Here is a 13,203-nt window from a genome sequence, read left to right on the forward strand (position 1 = left end):
CTCCTCAGATTTCGAGGTTTACGGGTCCGGCGGCTGCCGAGACACACGTTTGGATCAGTTGGCCGGGTTCGCCATGGATTTCCCCAGTCCGCAGGTCCCGGACCTGCCCGGCGAGCAGCGGCGTGAGGCAGCTGTGGCAGATGCCCATCCGGCAGCCGCTGGGCATCAGCACCCCGGCGTCCTCGCCGATGTCCAGAATGGGGGTGTCGCCGTCGGCCTGCACCTCACGGTCCGAGGCTTCGAAGGTGACCAGGCCGCCGTCGTGCCCTACGCCGGCGTTGAAGGTGGTGTTGAAGCGCTCGATCATCAGGTTGCCCGGGTCGCCGGCCACGGCGACCTCGGACCCCGGAGCCTTGGCAGCCAGCGCCCGCTTCCACAGCGCCTCCGCGTCATCCAGGAAACTGTCGGGACCGCACGCGTAAGCCGCCCGTTCCTTCCAGTCAGGGCAGATCGTGTCCAGCTCTTTCGTGCTGGAGAAGTCCATGCGGCCCTGCTCGCCGGTGTACCAATGTGCCAGCCGGAAGTTGGGGAACTGGTCCGCAAGCTCGGCCAGCTCCTCACGGAACAGGCTGTCCGCGGCGGTGCGGGCTGAGTGGACCAGCACGACGTCGGCATCCGGACGCCGCGGCACAAGCGTGCGGATCATGGACATCACCGGAGTGATCCCGCTGCCGGCGGTGATCATGAGGAGGGGGCGTGGATGTTCGGGAAGCACGAAATCACCCTGCGGCGGGGCCAGGAAGAGGACATCACCGGGCTTTGTGGTGCGTACCAGGGTGGCGGAGACCGCGCCGACGTCGGTCACCGTGATGGCCGGGTCCTTGCCGGCAGGGGCGCTGAGCGAGTAGGAGCGCCAGTGGCGTACGCCGTCGAGTTCGACGCCAATTCGCGCCCATTGTCCCGCCAGGTGCGCCTTCCATCCGCGGCCGGGGCGGAAGAAGATCGTTGCGGACTGGGCGGTCTCCTGGACCACCCGGGTGACCACGCCGCGCAACTGCCGGGCCGAGTAGACAGGGTTGAACAGCGCCAGGATGTCTTCCGGCGCCAAAGGGGTGGTAAGCACTGAGGCCGCCTGGGCCAGCTGACGTAGCCGGATCATACGGTTAAGCCTAAGGCGGTGTGAGCCATATTTCTCTCTCTCCGTCATATGACCGTTCCGCAGTCACACGCTAGTTGGTGGGCGCGAAGCCCCCACGCCGCACTCCTAAGAGTAACGGTTGGGTCTCACAAAAAGTTCCCGGCGTCCTTTCGGTTCCATCCCAGGGCGGGGGCCACGTACTGGGCGATGCTGCCCAGGAGCTTGGCGTTGAACTCCACGCCCAGCTGATTGGGAACGGTCAGGAGGAGCGTGTCCGCAGCCTGCACCGCGGTGTCGGCTACGATCTGTTCCGCCAGGACGTCCGGCGGGCCCACATAGCTCTTCCCGAACCTGGCGGTCAGCCCGTCAATGACGCCCACCTGGTCGCGGCCGTCCCGGAGTGCGCTGCCGGCAAAGTAGTAGTTGTCCTCTTCATCCACGATGGGCAGGACGCTGCGGCTGACTGAAACACGCGGCGTATGGGCATGGCCGGCCGCAGCCCACGCATCCCGGAACAGCTGGATCTGCTCAGCCTGGAGCTCATGGAACGGAACGCCGGTGTCCTCGGTAAGCAGCGTGGAGCTCATCAGGTTCATGCCGAGCTCCGCTGCCCACACCGCTGTCTTCCTGCTGCCGGCGCCCCACCAGATCCGTTCCGCCAGTCCCGGGGACTGGGGCTGGATGGGGAGGAGCCCGGTGGCGCCGCCGGCGTATCTTGGGTCCGCTTGGGCCACGCCGGCCCCGGTGATGGCTCTGCGGAAGACTTCGGTGTGGCGCCGCGCCATGTCCGCGTCGGTCTCCCCCGGCTGGGGACGGTGGCCAAAGACCGCTGCACCCTCGCGGGCCGGTTCCGGTGAACCACGGCTGATGCCCAGTTGCAGCCTGCCGCCGCTGATGAGGTCCGCGGCCGCGGCCTCTTCGGCCATGTACAGAGGGTTCTCGTAGCGCATGTCGATGACGCCCGTGCCGATTTCGATGCGGCTGGTCCGGGCGGCAATGGCGGACAGGAGTGGGAACGGGGATGCCTGCTGGCGGGCGAAATGGTGAACACGGAAGAACGCGCCGTCCACGCCCAGCTCTTCAGCGGCAACGGCAAGTTCGATCCCCTGGAGCAGGGCATCCGCCGCCGTCCTGGTGCGGGAACCCTGGCCGGGACCCCAGTGGCCGAATGAGAGGAATCCGATGCGCTCCATACCTGCCCCAACTCTCCCGGGGGCGGCTACATTCCCGGCTGGCATGATGGCTGCGTGGGTATTCCGGGTGAAACGGTCAGCGTTTTCAAGACCATCGTGTTGTTCGTGCTGGCCGCTGCCGCAGAAATCGGCGGCGCCTGGCTTGTGTGGCAGGCCGTCCGTGAAGGAAAGGAGTGGTGGTGGGCAGGGCTCGGCGTGGTTGCGCTGGGGGCCTACGGGTTCATCGCCACCTTCCAGCCCGACGCCCATTTCGGCCGGATCCTCGCGGCGTACGGCGGCGTGTTCGTGGCCGGCTCCCTGGCGTGGGGCGTGGTTTTTGACGGTTTCCGGCCGGACAGGTGGGATATCGCGGGGTCCCTGGTCTGCCTGCTGGGCGTCGCCGTGATCATGTTCGCGCCCCGAAGTGGCAGTTAGCCGGCTGCCCTCCTGCTCCTGCTGGGCATGATGCCCAGCGGCTCCGCCGCCCTGCGGTGGCTGCCGGCGGAGCGAAGCGTGCACAAAGCAGCTAGAACATCGGCAGGACGAAACCTCCCAATAGCGCCACCGCCCCGATCGCGGTCAGGCAACGGCCCAGCACCGCGGCTGTCCTGCCGGCTTCCTCCGGGACGGTGGTCTGCCACTGGGTTGGGCGCTTGGGGTGGTAGTAGACGGACAGGGTGTCCCCCACGGCCATATCCCTGATGTCATAAGGGGACATGGGAGCGTTGTGCACCTGGTGCTTCCGGTCGAACCAGCGGAACCCCACCCCGGTGGAGTCGGAGTACACCACGGCCTCAGCCACATCCCACGGGTGCACGAAGCGGCGGAGGAACCCGGCATAGAACAGCAGCCCGAGCCCCGCAGGCAGGCACAACCACGTGAGCACTTCCAGGATGGGACCTGCCATATCGAGCGCAGTGGGCATGACGTTGATGGTACATCGCAGGGACTGGTGGCTTCGGCACCTACTACGTACGCTGAAGGAGACCGGACCGGAGTAAGGGGAAGCCATGAATGACCAGGACATTTTGACGCACATCCAGGCCCTTGTTGAGGAGGAACACTCGCTGCGCGAGGGCTCGGGCGACGGACAGGCGCCGGACCAGGCGCGGCTCAAGTACGTTGAGGAAAGCCTGGACCAGTGCTGGGACCTCCTGCGCCAACGCCGGGCCAAGAAAGATTCAGGCGAAAACCCTAACGACGCCGAAGCCCGCCCCATCAGCGAGGTTGAGGGCTACCGGCAGTAGGCTCCGCCGGACTGTCCCTGGTGCCCGGGCCAGCGTGGTCCGGGCACCTGTTTTCCGTATTCCAAACAGATTGAGTTCTTCCATGCGTATCGCAGTAGCCCAGATCATCAGCAGCGCCGACACCGCCGCCAACCTCGAGCTGGTCTGGGACTACGCTGCCCAGGCAAAGAATGCCGGCGCACAGCTGGTGGTGTTCCCGGAGGCGACGATGCGCGCCTTCGGCCACCCGCTCAAAGATATTGCCGAGCCTCTTGATGGCCCGTGGGCCGGCGAGGTCCGCAGGATCGCCAAGGAGCTGGAGATCACCATCGTGGCGGGTATGTTCACCCCCGGGAGGGACGGCCGCGTCCGCAACACGCTGCTGGTGACCGGCCCCGGAGTGGACACGTCCTACGACAAGGTCCACCTTTTTGACGCCTTCGGCTTTACCGAATCCAGGACGGTCGAAGCGGGGGAAGCCCCGGTGACGTTCGAGCTCGACGGCACCGTGTTCGGCCTGGCCACCTGCTACGACGTCCGTTTTCCCGCGCTGTTCACGGCCAACGCCAATGCCGGCGCACAGGTGAACATTGTGTGCGCATCGTGGGGCGCCGGCGAAGGCAAAGCCGAGCAGTGGGATCTGCTGGTCCGCGCCCGGGCGCTGGACAGCACCACGTTCGTCGTCGCCTGCGGGCAGGGCGACCCCGAAACCACGGGTGCAGGGCCCGCAGGAACAGCACCTACCGGGATCGGCCACAGCGCTGTCGTCACGCCCCTGGGAAAGACCGTGGTGGCCCTTGGTGGGAAGCCCGAGCTCGCCGTCGTCGACATCGATCCCTCGGCCGTGGAGGACGTCCGGGCCAAGCTGCCGGTGTTGGCCAACGCTCGCCGGTTCTAGTCCGGTGAGGCGCCGTTCATGGCGCGGAAACAGAAGGCAGAAGAGCATACGACGGCGGATTTCACCTTTGGAAGGTCCTTCGCCCCGTCATTCCGGGGCAGTAGAGGGCACGACGGGCCTTGCCCTCGGCCGGCAGGAAGAAGCCGTTTACATTCCCGAAACATAGGCGATACGTGAACTTCACGCAGGAGCGATTTGTGTAACGTGCGCGCAACTTTAAGGGGCATTGGCTGAAACACATGGCGCCAAAAATGGAACCGGGGGGAAATGCCAAGGGGCCACACGGGCCCCGCACCTAGTTCACGTTGCGAAGGGACCCACCGGTGGAGATCACTGCCCAACACGTCTGGCTGATGATTTCGGCCGCCATGGTACTGCTGATGACTCCTGGACTCGGCCTCTTCTACGGCGGTATGACCCGCGCCAAAGCTGCGCTCAACATGATCATGATGAGCTTCATCTCAGCGGGGATCGTCGGCGTCATCTGGGTCCTCTGGGGCTACTCGATGACAACCGGCAACGGCGTCCTGGGGCTCTTCGGCAATCCCTTCACCAGTTTCGGCCTGCAGAACCTGATTGGCTCACCGGATCTCCTCAAAGCCGGTTACAGCGCTACCTTCGCCATTATCACGGTGGCCCTGATCAGCGGAGCCATTGCCGACCGCGCTAAATTCAGCGCCTGGGCCCTCTTCGTTCCCGTTTGGATTACCGCCATCTACTGCCCCCTCGCATACATGATCTGGGGTGGCGGCCTGATGAGCGCCGGCGGCGCTGTCACGGCAATGTTTGGCCAGGTCATCGACTTCGCCGGCGGCGCAGTGGTGGAAATCAGCTCAGGCACCGCGGCGCTGGTGCTCGCGGTCATCGTCGGGCAGCGTCACGGCTTTGCCAAGGACCCCAACCACCGGCCCCACAACATTCCGTTCATCATGCTCGGTGCGGCGATCCTCTGGTTCGGCTGGTTTGGTTTCAACGGCGGTGCCGCAACAAGCGTGGAACAGGCTGGGCTGATCTGGATCAACACCCTGGTTGCACCCGCCGCGGCCATGCTGACGTGGCTGATCACCGAGAAGATCCGCCACGGCCACCCCACCTCCCTTGGAGCTGCCTCCGGCGTCGTCGCCGGTCTGGTGGCCATCACCCCATCGTGCGCAAACATCAGCCCCCTGGCCGCCGTCGGCCTTGGCCTGGTGGCTGGCGCCGCATGCTGCATCTTCGTCGACCTCAAGTACCGGTTTGGCCTCGACGACTCGCTTGACGTAGTGGGCGTCCACCTTGGCGCCGGCCTTATCGGCACCCTGTCGCTGGGCCTCATCGCCCTTCCTGTCAACGGCCAGGGAGGCGGTCTCTTCTACGGCGGCGGCGTCCAGCAGCTCATCGCCCAGACAGCCGCCGTCGTCATCACCCTGCTGCTGTCCGGCGTCGGCACGGCTGTCATTGCCGGAATCATCCACAAGACAGTTGGGTTCCGAGTCAGCCGCGAGGCGGAAAGCGCAGGCGTGGACCTGTCCGAGCACGCAGAAACCGCTTACGCGTTCGGCGAGATGGGTTCCGGTTTCAGCACCCTGGGCCACATGCTGACACACCACACTGTAGCCTCCGCCCCGGCTGCTGCGGTCCGGGCCGAACAGCACGCCAAGGAAGACTCCTTCGCGTAAGTTACGGCCCTCCAGGTTCCGGTTGGACGGCGCCGGACAGCAAGGCCCGTCCAACCGGAGTCCACGGAGCCATTAGTCGGCAAGGATCTTGTAGAGGGCGCGGCGCGTTTCGTCCATCTTCTCCATGGCAGCCGCACGCTGCTCCTCCGTAACGCCCGCGCGGAACTGATGGATGGCGCCCATCAGCTTGACGATGCTCTGGTGGAAGTCCCTGTCCGCGCTGTCCGGTTCAGCATTCCAGGCGTTCTCCATCTCCTCGCCATGTTCCGCCACGTAGGCTTTGCCGGCGTCCGTCAGTGCGAACTCCGTCCCCCGGCCTTCACTGAGGGCCTCGATCAGGCCCTCGTCGACCAACTGCTGCAGGGTGGGGTAAATGGACCCCGGGCTGGGGCGCCACATTCCGCCGGTCTTGGCGGCGATGGTCTTGATCAGTCCGTAACCATTGGATGGCGCCTCCGCCAGGAGCGACAGGATAGCCGCGCGCACATCACCCCGGCCGGCGCGCCGGCCGCCCCTGCCGAAGCCGGGACCGAAACCCGGACCAAACCCCGGCCCGAAGCCCGGGCCAAAACCTGGTCCGAAACCAGGTCCAAAACCAGCGCCCCTGTGCCCGTGCGGTCCCCTGCGGCCCCTAGCCCGCTCAAACCGGCCCTTGCCGGACTCCGGGCCGTGATTCTTGTCGCCAAACATGCCGTTCATGGTGGCATCGTCCTTTCATCGCTCGTCTCGTCGCTGCTTCTTCAGCGATAGTTAACGATATGTCGGTAACTATCGCTTGTCTATGCCTTTGCGTGACCAAATCATGACCCTTCCGCATCTGGCCAGCCCCTCGGCAGGAGCGTATCCTGATCCCCTTCGAGGACGAGGGCCGAGGGATGGCGAAGAAGCGGAAGCGCAGGCGTCGCTTCAGCGCGGTCCTGGGCAGCATCCTGGGATTCGTGGCGGCAAGTGTGATGTGCGGGGTGTTGGTGGCCAGCCTGGTGGTTCCCGCCGTAGCCGCCGCGGGGATGGGCGTCAGTTCGTCCATTGGTTTCTTTGAGAGCCTGCCAGGGGACTTGACGGTCGCGCCCCCGTCCCAGGCTACGAAGGTCCTCACCTCCGACGGGCAGCAGATCGCCACCTTTTATGCGGAGAACCGCGTGAAGGTGCCACTTGACCAGATGTCGCCGTTTATCAAGGAAGCCATCGTTGCCATCGAGGACGGCAGGTTCTATGAACACGCGGGTGTCGATCCCCAAGGGATACTGCGGGCGCTGGTGTCCAACCTGACCAAGGGCGGCGAGCAGGGCGCGTCCACCATCACCCAGCAGTACGTCACAAATGTGCTGAACGAGGCGCAACTCTCCCAGGACCGGCCTGATGCAGTGGTCCTGAACGGGCAGAAGAACATTGGCGACAAGATCCGCGAGATGAAGCTGGCCATCAGTTTGGAGAAGAAGTACACCAAGGACCAGATCCTTGAGGGCTATCTCAACATTGTGTTCTTCAGCAACAACGCCTATGGGATTGAATCCGCTGCCCGCTACTTCTTCAGCATCAGCGCCAAAGACCTTGCCCTTCCGCAGGCGGCCCTGCTGGCAGGTGTGGTCAACAGCCCCACCCTGTACAACCCGGTCACGAATCCGGACAAGTCCATCGGGCGGCGCAACCTGGTCCTGTCCGAGATGCTGCGCCTGGGAAAGATCACGCAGGCCCGGCACGATGAGGCGGTTGCCACCCCCATCCAACTGAAGATCACGCCCCAGCAGCAGGGCTGCGCCTATGCGTCCATGGCACCCTACTTCTGCGACTACATCTCGCATCTGATCCTGAACAACCCCGCTTACGGGCCCACGGAAACGGATCGGGAGCGGCTGCTGTACCGTGGCGGCCTCACCATCGCCACCACCCTGGACAGCAGGCTGCAGGCCGCCGCCCAGGCCCAGGTGGACGAGACCGCGGGCGCAAATCCGGACCGGTGGGCGGCCTCGCTGCTAAGCATCCAGCCAGGCAGCGGCAAGATCCTGGCGATGGCCCAGAACACGGTGTTCCTTCCACAACCGGGAAAGCTCGATACCAACCTGAACTTCAACGTGGATGCGAAAGACGCCCAAGGCAATGACCTGAACGGCGCCGGCGGGTTCCAGCCGGGGTCCACCATGAAGCCCTTCACATTCGCGGAATGGCTGAACGAGGGCAAGACCCTCACCGCAGAAGTTGATGCCTCACGCCGGGTCTACCCGTTGGGGTTCCCCTGGAAGGACAGCTGCGGAAAGGTACTGGGCGCCTACAGCACCGCGCAGGCGAACCCTGCCCTTGGTGCCGCCGACGACCTGCAGAATGCGGAGGACGGCTTCTATCGGCCCATGCCCGTCAACTACGGCCTGTACAACTCGATCAACACCGCCACTTTCGCGTCCGCCTCACAACTGGACTTCTGTGGCATCCAAAAGATGGTGGACGCTGTTGGCCTGCACAGCGGCCTGGACAGCAGCCCGGTCAACATGCACCAACTTGGCAACCTGCTGGGCGGCACGGGCGTCGCTCCCCTCACCCTGGCCAATGCCTTTGCCACCTTCGCCACCGACGGCCGCTACTGCGCTCCCATCGCGTTGGTCAGCATTACGGATGCAGCCGGGGCCAAGCTGCCGGCCCAGGCTTCCGACTGCCACGACGCCGTCAAACCGGACGTGGCCCGTGGCGTCAACTCGGTCCTGCAGGACGTCCTGAAGAAGGGCTCGGGCGTCTGGATCAATCCAAAGGTGCAGGACAAGCTTCCCACCGCAGCCAAGACCGGTACCTCCAATAACAACGGTTCCACCTGGGTGGTGGGATACACCACCGGCCTGGTCACCGCCTCCTTCTTTGGAGATGCACTGGAAGGCCAAAAACGGGCAGGGCAGAACGTGACCATCAACGGCACCTTCTACCCGAGCCTGGACGGATACATGATCGCCGGGCCGCAGTGGGCCAACTACATGCTCAAGGTGGCGCCGCTTTATCCTGCGGCCCCGTTCGCGCCGCCTCCCGCTTCAATGATTGGTCCGAACCCCAATTACAGGCCGTAGTCCCCGCGCCTGTGCCCTGCGCACGTCTGGCACGCCTCGCCGGCCTTGCTCCTCAAGTCCATCCCGGCGTCGGGCGCTGACATGTACTGCAACGCGTCGAGCGAACTCTTCGAGAAGGACAACGCCTAGCCGGCACCCCTCCACAACCGCTTCCACCAGGTGCGCCCGTGCTCCGGCTCCGGCTCCGGCTCCGGAGGAACGTCCTCGACCCGGGTTGCCCGCCGGGTGCGCCAGCGTTCCACTTCTTCTTCCACGTCACGGGTTTTGGTGATGACGGGCGGGCCGCCCTGAAGCTGCCGCCGGGCATCGACAACGCGTCGGTTGAAGTCCTGCAGGATGTCGCGAACCTGCTGTTCCGTGTACTGCGCGTCCAGCTTTGCGTCGAGTTCGGCGTCCTCGCCACGGAGCAGGATGGCGGCCGGCCCGAGCCCACTGATGTTCTCCCGCTGGATCAGCCCCTTGACCCACCAGTCCGGATCGTAGCTCTCGCCGAGGCCGGGAATCGGTTTGCCGGCGTACTTGAGGTTGTCGAACTTGCCCTGGGCCATGGCATCCCGGACCAGGTATTCGGCACGGGCGGCGTCGCTGACCTTCCGGCGCTTCTCCCGCTCCTGCGCGTCCAGGGCGTCCAGCGCCGCTTCCTCCTCAGCGCTGATGCCGGCACCGCGGTATGACCGCTCCTCGGCCGCCCGTTCGAGACGCTTTCGGAAATCCCCAGCGCCGGTGCCCATAGCCGCCACCGCCTTTCCTCGCTTGAACCCACCTTCCAGTATTCAGCGGCGGCCCGGCGGGTTCAACGCCCAAGGTGGGCGGACGACGGCGGGATGTCCCGCCGTCGTCCGCCCACCTGACACTGTGGCAAAGGTTAGTGGATTGTGCGCCGTCAGGCGTTGGCGTGCTCGGCGAGGATGCGGTCGATCTGGCCCACCGCTTCCTTGAGGCCTTCCTCCATGCCCATTTGCATCATTTGTTCCAACTGCTCCTCCGACTCGAAGGTGGAAAGGATCGTCATCCGGGTCCGGCCGCCTACGGGCTCGAGGGTGACGGTGGCGTGGCTGACGCCGAGCTCCCCGGTGGGGTTGCCATCGCTGTCCGCGAAGCCGTCATTGAACTGCAGCTCCCGCGGGGGCTCCAGGGAGGTGAATTGCCACCAGCCGTGCGCTTTCTCCCCGTCGGGCCCGGTCATGTAATAGCCGGCGCGGCCGCCCGGGACGAAGTCGTGCTTGTAGAAGGTGGCGGGCCACGTTGGCGGCCCCCACCAGCGCTCCAGCTGCCGCGGATCTTCGAAGAGTTGCCAGACGCGTTCCACGCCGGCGTCGAATTCAGCAATGAGCGTGAGGGTCAGCGCCTCCGGATTCTTGTCCGTACTGATGACTGCCATGGCAATGCCTTCCTAATCTTCAGCGAGAATGCCGGCTATCCTGGCGGCGCGCTGCCGCCAAATGTGTTCGTATTCGTCGAGCAGGCGGCGGGCTTTCTGCAGTCCTTCGTGGTTGCCGCGCACGATCTGCTCCCTTCCGCGCTTTTCCTTGGTGACCAGGGATGCGCGCTCCAACACCGCCACGTGCTTTTGGACGGCGGCGAAACTCATGGCGTAGAGGGCTGCAAGACCAGAGACGGAGTACTCACCTACAGTGACCCGGCGGACGATGTCCCGCCGGGTGGAGTCGGCGAATGCCTGGAAAAGGCGGTCCAGTTCGGTCTCGCTAAGCTTTTCTACAACCATTTGGTTGCACGTTATTCCGCGACTGCGTCCGTGTCAAGGGGGAACAGCTGGGACATTCGCAGGTCCGGCGCCCCCGTCGTTTCCGTCCGGCGGCCCTGCAGCGCTGCGGGCGGCAAGGAAACGCCCGATGCTAGGAGTCGAAGTGCGTCTGGACGGGCGTGCCTGACAGCTGCTCGATCAGGTCTTTGGCCACGTCCCGCAGTTTGCGGTTCCGGTTGCTGGACACCTTGGTGAGGATTTCCATGGCCTCCTCCTGGGAGCAGCGGTTCTGCGCCATGATCACGCCGCAGGCGAGATTAATGGCAGTCCTGCTCTCAAGGGCGGCTTCCAGGTCATCGGCGCGGTTTTGGGCGGTGTTGATACGCACGGAGAGGTGCAGCGTGTTGTGGGCGGCCGCAGCGAACCCCACCGCTTTGTCATAGACGTCTGCCGTGAACGCCCGGGGCCTGGTGGCGAAAAAGTTCAAAGCGGCGCTGGCCTCAGGCGTGATTTCCAGTGGCACGCCCAACGTACTGCGGACGTCGTTTTCCATGAGTTTCCGGTTGTATGTAGTCCACCGCGGATCCGTAGAGACATCGTCAATCACCACAGGGGTCATCTCGCGAAGGGAGCGGATGCAGGGGCCGTCACCCAGGGCCTGCTCAACAAGGTCCAGTTCCACAGCCCTGGCACTGCTGCCGGCCGCAGTGGCGGGGCGACGCCGGAGTTTCAGGGTCACCGCGCACTCGATGTCATCCCCCGCGGCTTCAGAAACTGCTGCTGCCGCCAGCCCCGAGAGACCTGACAGAAACTGCACGGCATCCTCAGCGCCCACCAGAACCTCCTGAAGGTGCTGGACGGTCTCATTGTTGGCAGGATTCAGCATGGGCTTCACTATACGGACCACCGGCCGTCCGAGTCAGCGCTGCGCTCCCGGAGATGAATTATTCGGGAGCCCTTGACCGCCTCCATACCGTAAACGCCCGCAGAAGCGTAGTGTCAAAGGTAGGAGATTTCGGGATTGCGTCACGTCCAGGGGTTGAATGCACCGGGCCACCCGCGCCAAGAGCGGCGGCCGCCAGCCGGGAATGGAACACCAGGCGCAATCAGGGATCGAGGCCCCATGGCCAGCCACCGTCCACAACATGGCGCCGGCAAGTACGCGGAGCTTCCAGCCGAAGCGGACTTAGTCCCGCCCGGCTCCGCGTTCCGCTCCCCAATTGTGCCCGTCCGGGGGAGCAGAGGCAGGCAATGAACGCCGAGTGGACCGGCGGCCCCGACCAACTCCTGGAGGCCGACGAGCAACGGAAGGACGTAGCCCGTCGTTTCCGTGCCTGCCAAATCCCCATGATCAAGCTGTGGACGTATTACTACGGCCTCGGCGGTGACGCGGACGAGGTATCCCTGGACGCCTACCTCAACGAGGCACTGCACCTTCCGGCCGCCCAGGTGGGGCTGATTGCCACCGCCATAAGGGAACTGTCTGCGGGTGGGGACGAGTGACCAAAGAAGATCCCTCCCGGGAGCCGGAGGGACCGATTCCGGAAGCAACGGAACTGTCGCTCCAGCAGCTGGTACTGGAAAGCCAGGACATCAGGGCCTTCCTCGCGGAACTGGCAATCCTGGCCAGTACGCGGTTGTCCGGCCCGGGGAACACCATCCACAGCGGCGTTACGGTCCTCCGCCATAAAAGGCCAGAGGCAATAGCGGCCAGTGATGCTGCCGCCAGGGCCCTGGACGAGCTGCAGAACGGTTTCGGCCAGGGCCCGTGCCTCACCGCACTCCGCCAGGGGACGACCCTCCTTGTGCCGGACCTGGCCGTCGAAACGCGATGGGCCCCCTACATCCGGACGGCCGCACAGCACGGCGTGTCCTCGATTCTTGCCATTCCACTGGACCTCGCGGGTGACGCGGAAGCGGTACTGAACCTCTACTCCGGCCGGAGCAACGGGTTCGCAGGGGAAGACATTGCCACCGTGGAGACCTTCGCCATGCAGGCCGCCAGTTCGCTGCGACTGATCCTTCGGATCTCTCAGCTGAGCGAAGCGAGGAATGACCTGACCGCCGCCATGCAGTCACGCACAGTGATCGACATGGCCGTGGGCGCAATCATGGCCCAGAACCGCTGCGGTCGCGAGACCGCCTTCAGCATCCTCACGCGGGCCTCGAGCACCAGGAACGTCAAGCTCAGGGAAGTGGCCGCAACCGTTATCACCTCGATCTCCGGGGAAGACAGGATTACGGCCTACTTTGATGATTAGCGCCCCGGAGTGCGTGGCCCCGGTCACACGTGATGAGATTCACTCGCAATAAATGCCGTATTTGGTTGAGCGGGCTTATCCGCCACGGGCACTATGGATACGCAGGGCAACACCCGCCCTTGACATCCTGGTGACGCAACGAGGCCCACCGGTGAGCG

General features: G+C 64.8%; 15 protein-coding genes. 7 read left to right on the top strand and 8 right to left on the bottom strand.

All coding sequences use genetic code 11. The features are described 5' to 3' along the window. Positions 1-4: 4 nt before the first annotated feature. A complete protein-coding gene (locus AB0313_RS07720) occupies positions 5-1,099 on the bottom strand; it encodes a ferredoxin reductase (RefSeq protein ID WP_366304658.1) in 1,095 nt (364 codons plus the stop codon). 125 nt (positions 1,100-1,224) lie between these two features. After that, entirely contained in the window at positions 1,225-2,271 is a 1,047-nt protein-coding gene (locus AB0313_RS07725) for an LLM class flavin-dependent oxidoreductase (RefSeq protein ID WP_366304660.1), read from the bottom strand. Between the two features lie 54 nt (positions 2,272-2,325). On the opposite strand from AB0313_RS07725, the gene AB0313_RS07730 reads away from it, so the two are divergent. After that, the gene (locus tag AB0313_RS07730; RefSeq protein WP_366304662.1) at positions 2,326-2,685 is read left to right on the top strand and encodes a YnfA family protein; all 360 of its coding nucleotides are present in this window, start codon (positions 2,326-2,328) and stop codon (positions 2,683-2,685) included. A 91-nt stretch (positions 2,686-2,776) separates the two neighbouring features. On the opposite strand, the gene AB0313_RS07735 is transcribed toward AB0313_RS07730, so the two are convergent. Beyond that, entirely contained in the window at positions 2,777-3,175 is a 399-nt protein-coding gene (locus AB0313_RS07735; protein ID WP_141945844.1) for a hypothetical protein, read from the bottom strand. Between the two features lie 85 nt (positions 3,176-3,260). Here AB0313_RS07735 and AB0313_RS07740 point away from each other — a divergent pair, with 85 nt between their 5' ends. From AB0313_RS07740 to AB0313_RS07750, 3 genes are all read left to right on the top strand, one after another. Then, on the top strand, positions 3,261-3,497 hold the full coding sequence (locus AB0313_RS07740) for a DUF2630 family protein (RefSeq protein WP_141945842.1): 237 nt from the start codon (positions 3,261-3,263) through the stop codon (positions 3,495-3,497). Between the two features lie 82 nt (positions 3,498-3,579). Continuing rightward, positions 3,580-4,374: a carbon-nitrogen hydrolase family protein gene (locus tag AB0313_RS07745; protein ID WP_141945840.1), complete on the top strand. Its 795-nt coding sequence runs from the start codon at positions 3,580-3,582 to the stop codon at positions 4,372-4,374. Between the two features lie 323 nt (positions 4,375-4,697). Beyond that, on the top strand, positions 4,698-6,032 hold the full coding sequence (locus tag AB0313_RS07750; protein ID WP_366304664.1) for an ammonium transporter: 1,335 nt from the start codon (positions 4,698-4,700) through the stop codon (positions 6,030-6,032). Positions 6,033-6,104: 72 nt separating this feature from the next. Here AB0313_RS07750 and AB0313_RS07755 read toward each other — a convergent pair whose 3' ends face one another. Next, positions 6,105-6,731, bottom strand: a complete 627-nt coding sequence (locus AB0313_RS07755; RefSeq protein ID WP_141945835.1) for a PadR family transcriptional regulator — start codon at positions 6,729-6,731, stop codon at positions 6,105-6,107. Between the two features lie 176 nt (positions 6,732-6,907). On the opposite strand from AB0313_RS07755, the gene AB0313_RS07760 reads away from it, so the two are divergent. Next, entirely contained in the window at positions 6,908-9,079 is a 2,172-nt protein-coding gene (locus AB0313_RS07760; protein WP_366304666.1) for a transglycosylase domain-containing protein, read from the top strand. A 125-nt stretch (positions 9,080-9,204) separates the two neighbouring features. Here AB0313_RS07760 and AB0313_RS07765 read toward each other — a convergent pair whose 3' ends face one another. The 4 genes from AB0313_RS07765 to AB0313_RS07780 all read right to left on the bottom strand — a co-directional run bounded on the left by AB0313_RS07765 (position 9,205) and on the right by AB0313_RS07780 (position 11,670). Continuing rightward, the gene (locus AB0313_RS07765) at positions 9,205-9,810 is read right to left on the bottom strand and encodes a DUF1992 domain-containing protein (protein ID WP_366304668.1); all 606 of its coding nucleotides are present in this window, start codon (positions 9,808-9,810) and stop codon (positions 9,205-9,207) included. A gap of 152 nt (positions 9,811-9,962) precedes the next feature. After that, the gene (locus AB0313_RS07770) at positions 9,963-10,460 is read right to left on the bottom strand and encodes an SRPBCC domain-containing protein (protein ID WP_307304101.1); all 498 of its coding nucleotides are present in this window, start codon (positions 10,458-10,460) and stop codon (positions 9,963-9,965) included. A gap of 12 nt (positions 10,461-10,472) precedes the next feature. Then, on the bottom strand, positions 10,473-10,805 hold the full coding sequence (locus AB0313_RS07775; protein WP_366304671.1) for a metalloregulator ArsR/SmtB family transcription factor: 333 nt from the start codon (positions 10,803-10,805) through the stop codon (positions 10,473-10,475). A 130-nt stretch (positions 10,806-10,935) separates the two neighbouring features. After that, a complete protein-coding gene (locus tag AB0313_RS07780; RefSeq protein WP_141945822.1) occupies positions 10,936-11,670 on the bottom strand; it encodes a GAF and ANTAR domain-containing protein in 735 nt (244 codons plus the stop codon). A gap of 365 nt (positions 11,671-12,035) precedes the next feature. On the opposite strand from AB0313_RS07780, the gene AB0313_RS07785 reads away from it, so the two are divergent. Both AB0313_RS07785 and AB0313_RS07790 read left to right on the top strand, forming a co-directional pair. Then, on the top strand, positions 12,036-12,287 hold the full coding sequence (locus tag AB0313_RS07785; RefSeq protein WP_307304097.1) for a hypothetical protein: 252 nt from the start codon (positions 12,036-12,038) through the stop codon (positions 12,285-12,287). Continuing rightward, positions 12,284-13,045: a GAF and ANTAR domain-containing protein gene (locus tag AB0313_RS07790; protein WP_366304674.1), complete on the top strand. Its 762-nt coding sequence runs from the start codon at positions 12,284-12,286 to the stop codon at positions 13,043-13,045. The genes AB0313_RS07785 and AB0313_RS07790 overlap by 4 nt, the downstream gene beginning before the upstream one ends. The last annotated feature ends 158 nt before the right edge of the window (positions 13,046-13,203 follow it).

This window comes from Pseudarthrobacter sp. NPDC080039, assembly GCF_040702335.1.
GTDB lineage: Bacteria > Actinomycetota > Actinomycetes > Actinomycetales > Micrococcaceae > Arthrobacter > Arthrobacter enclensis_A.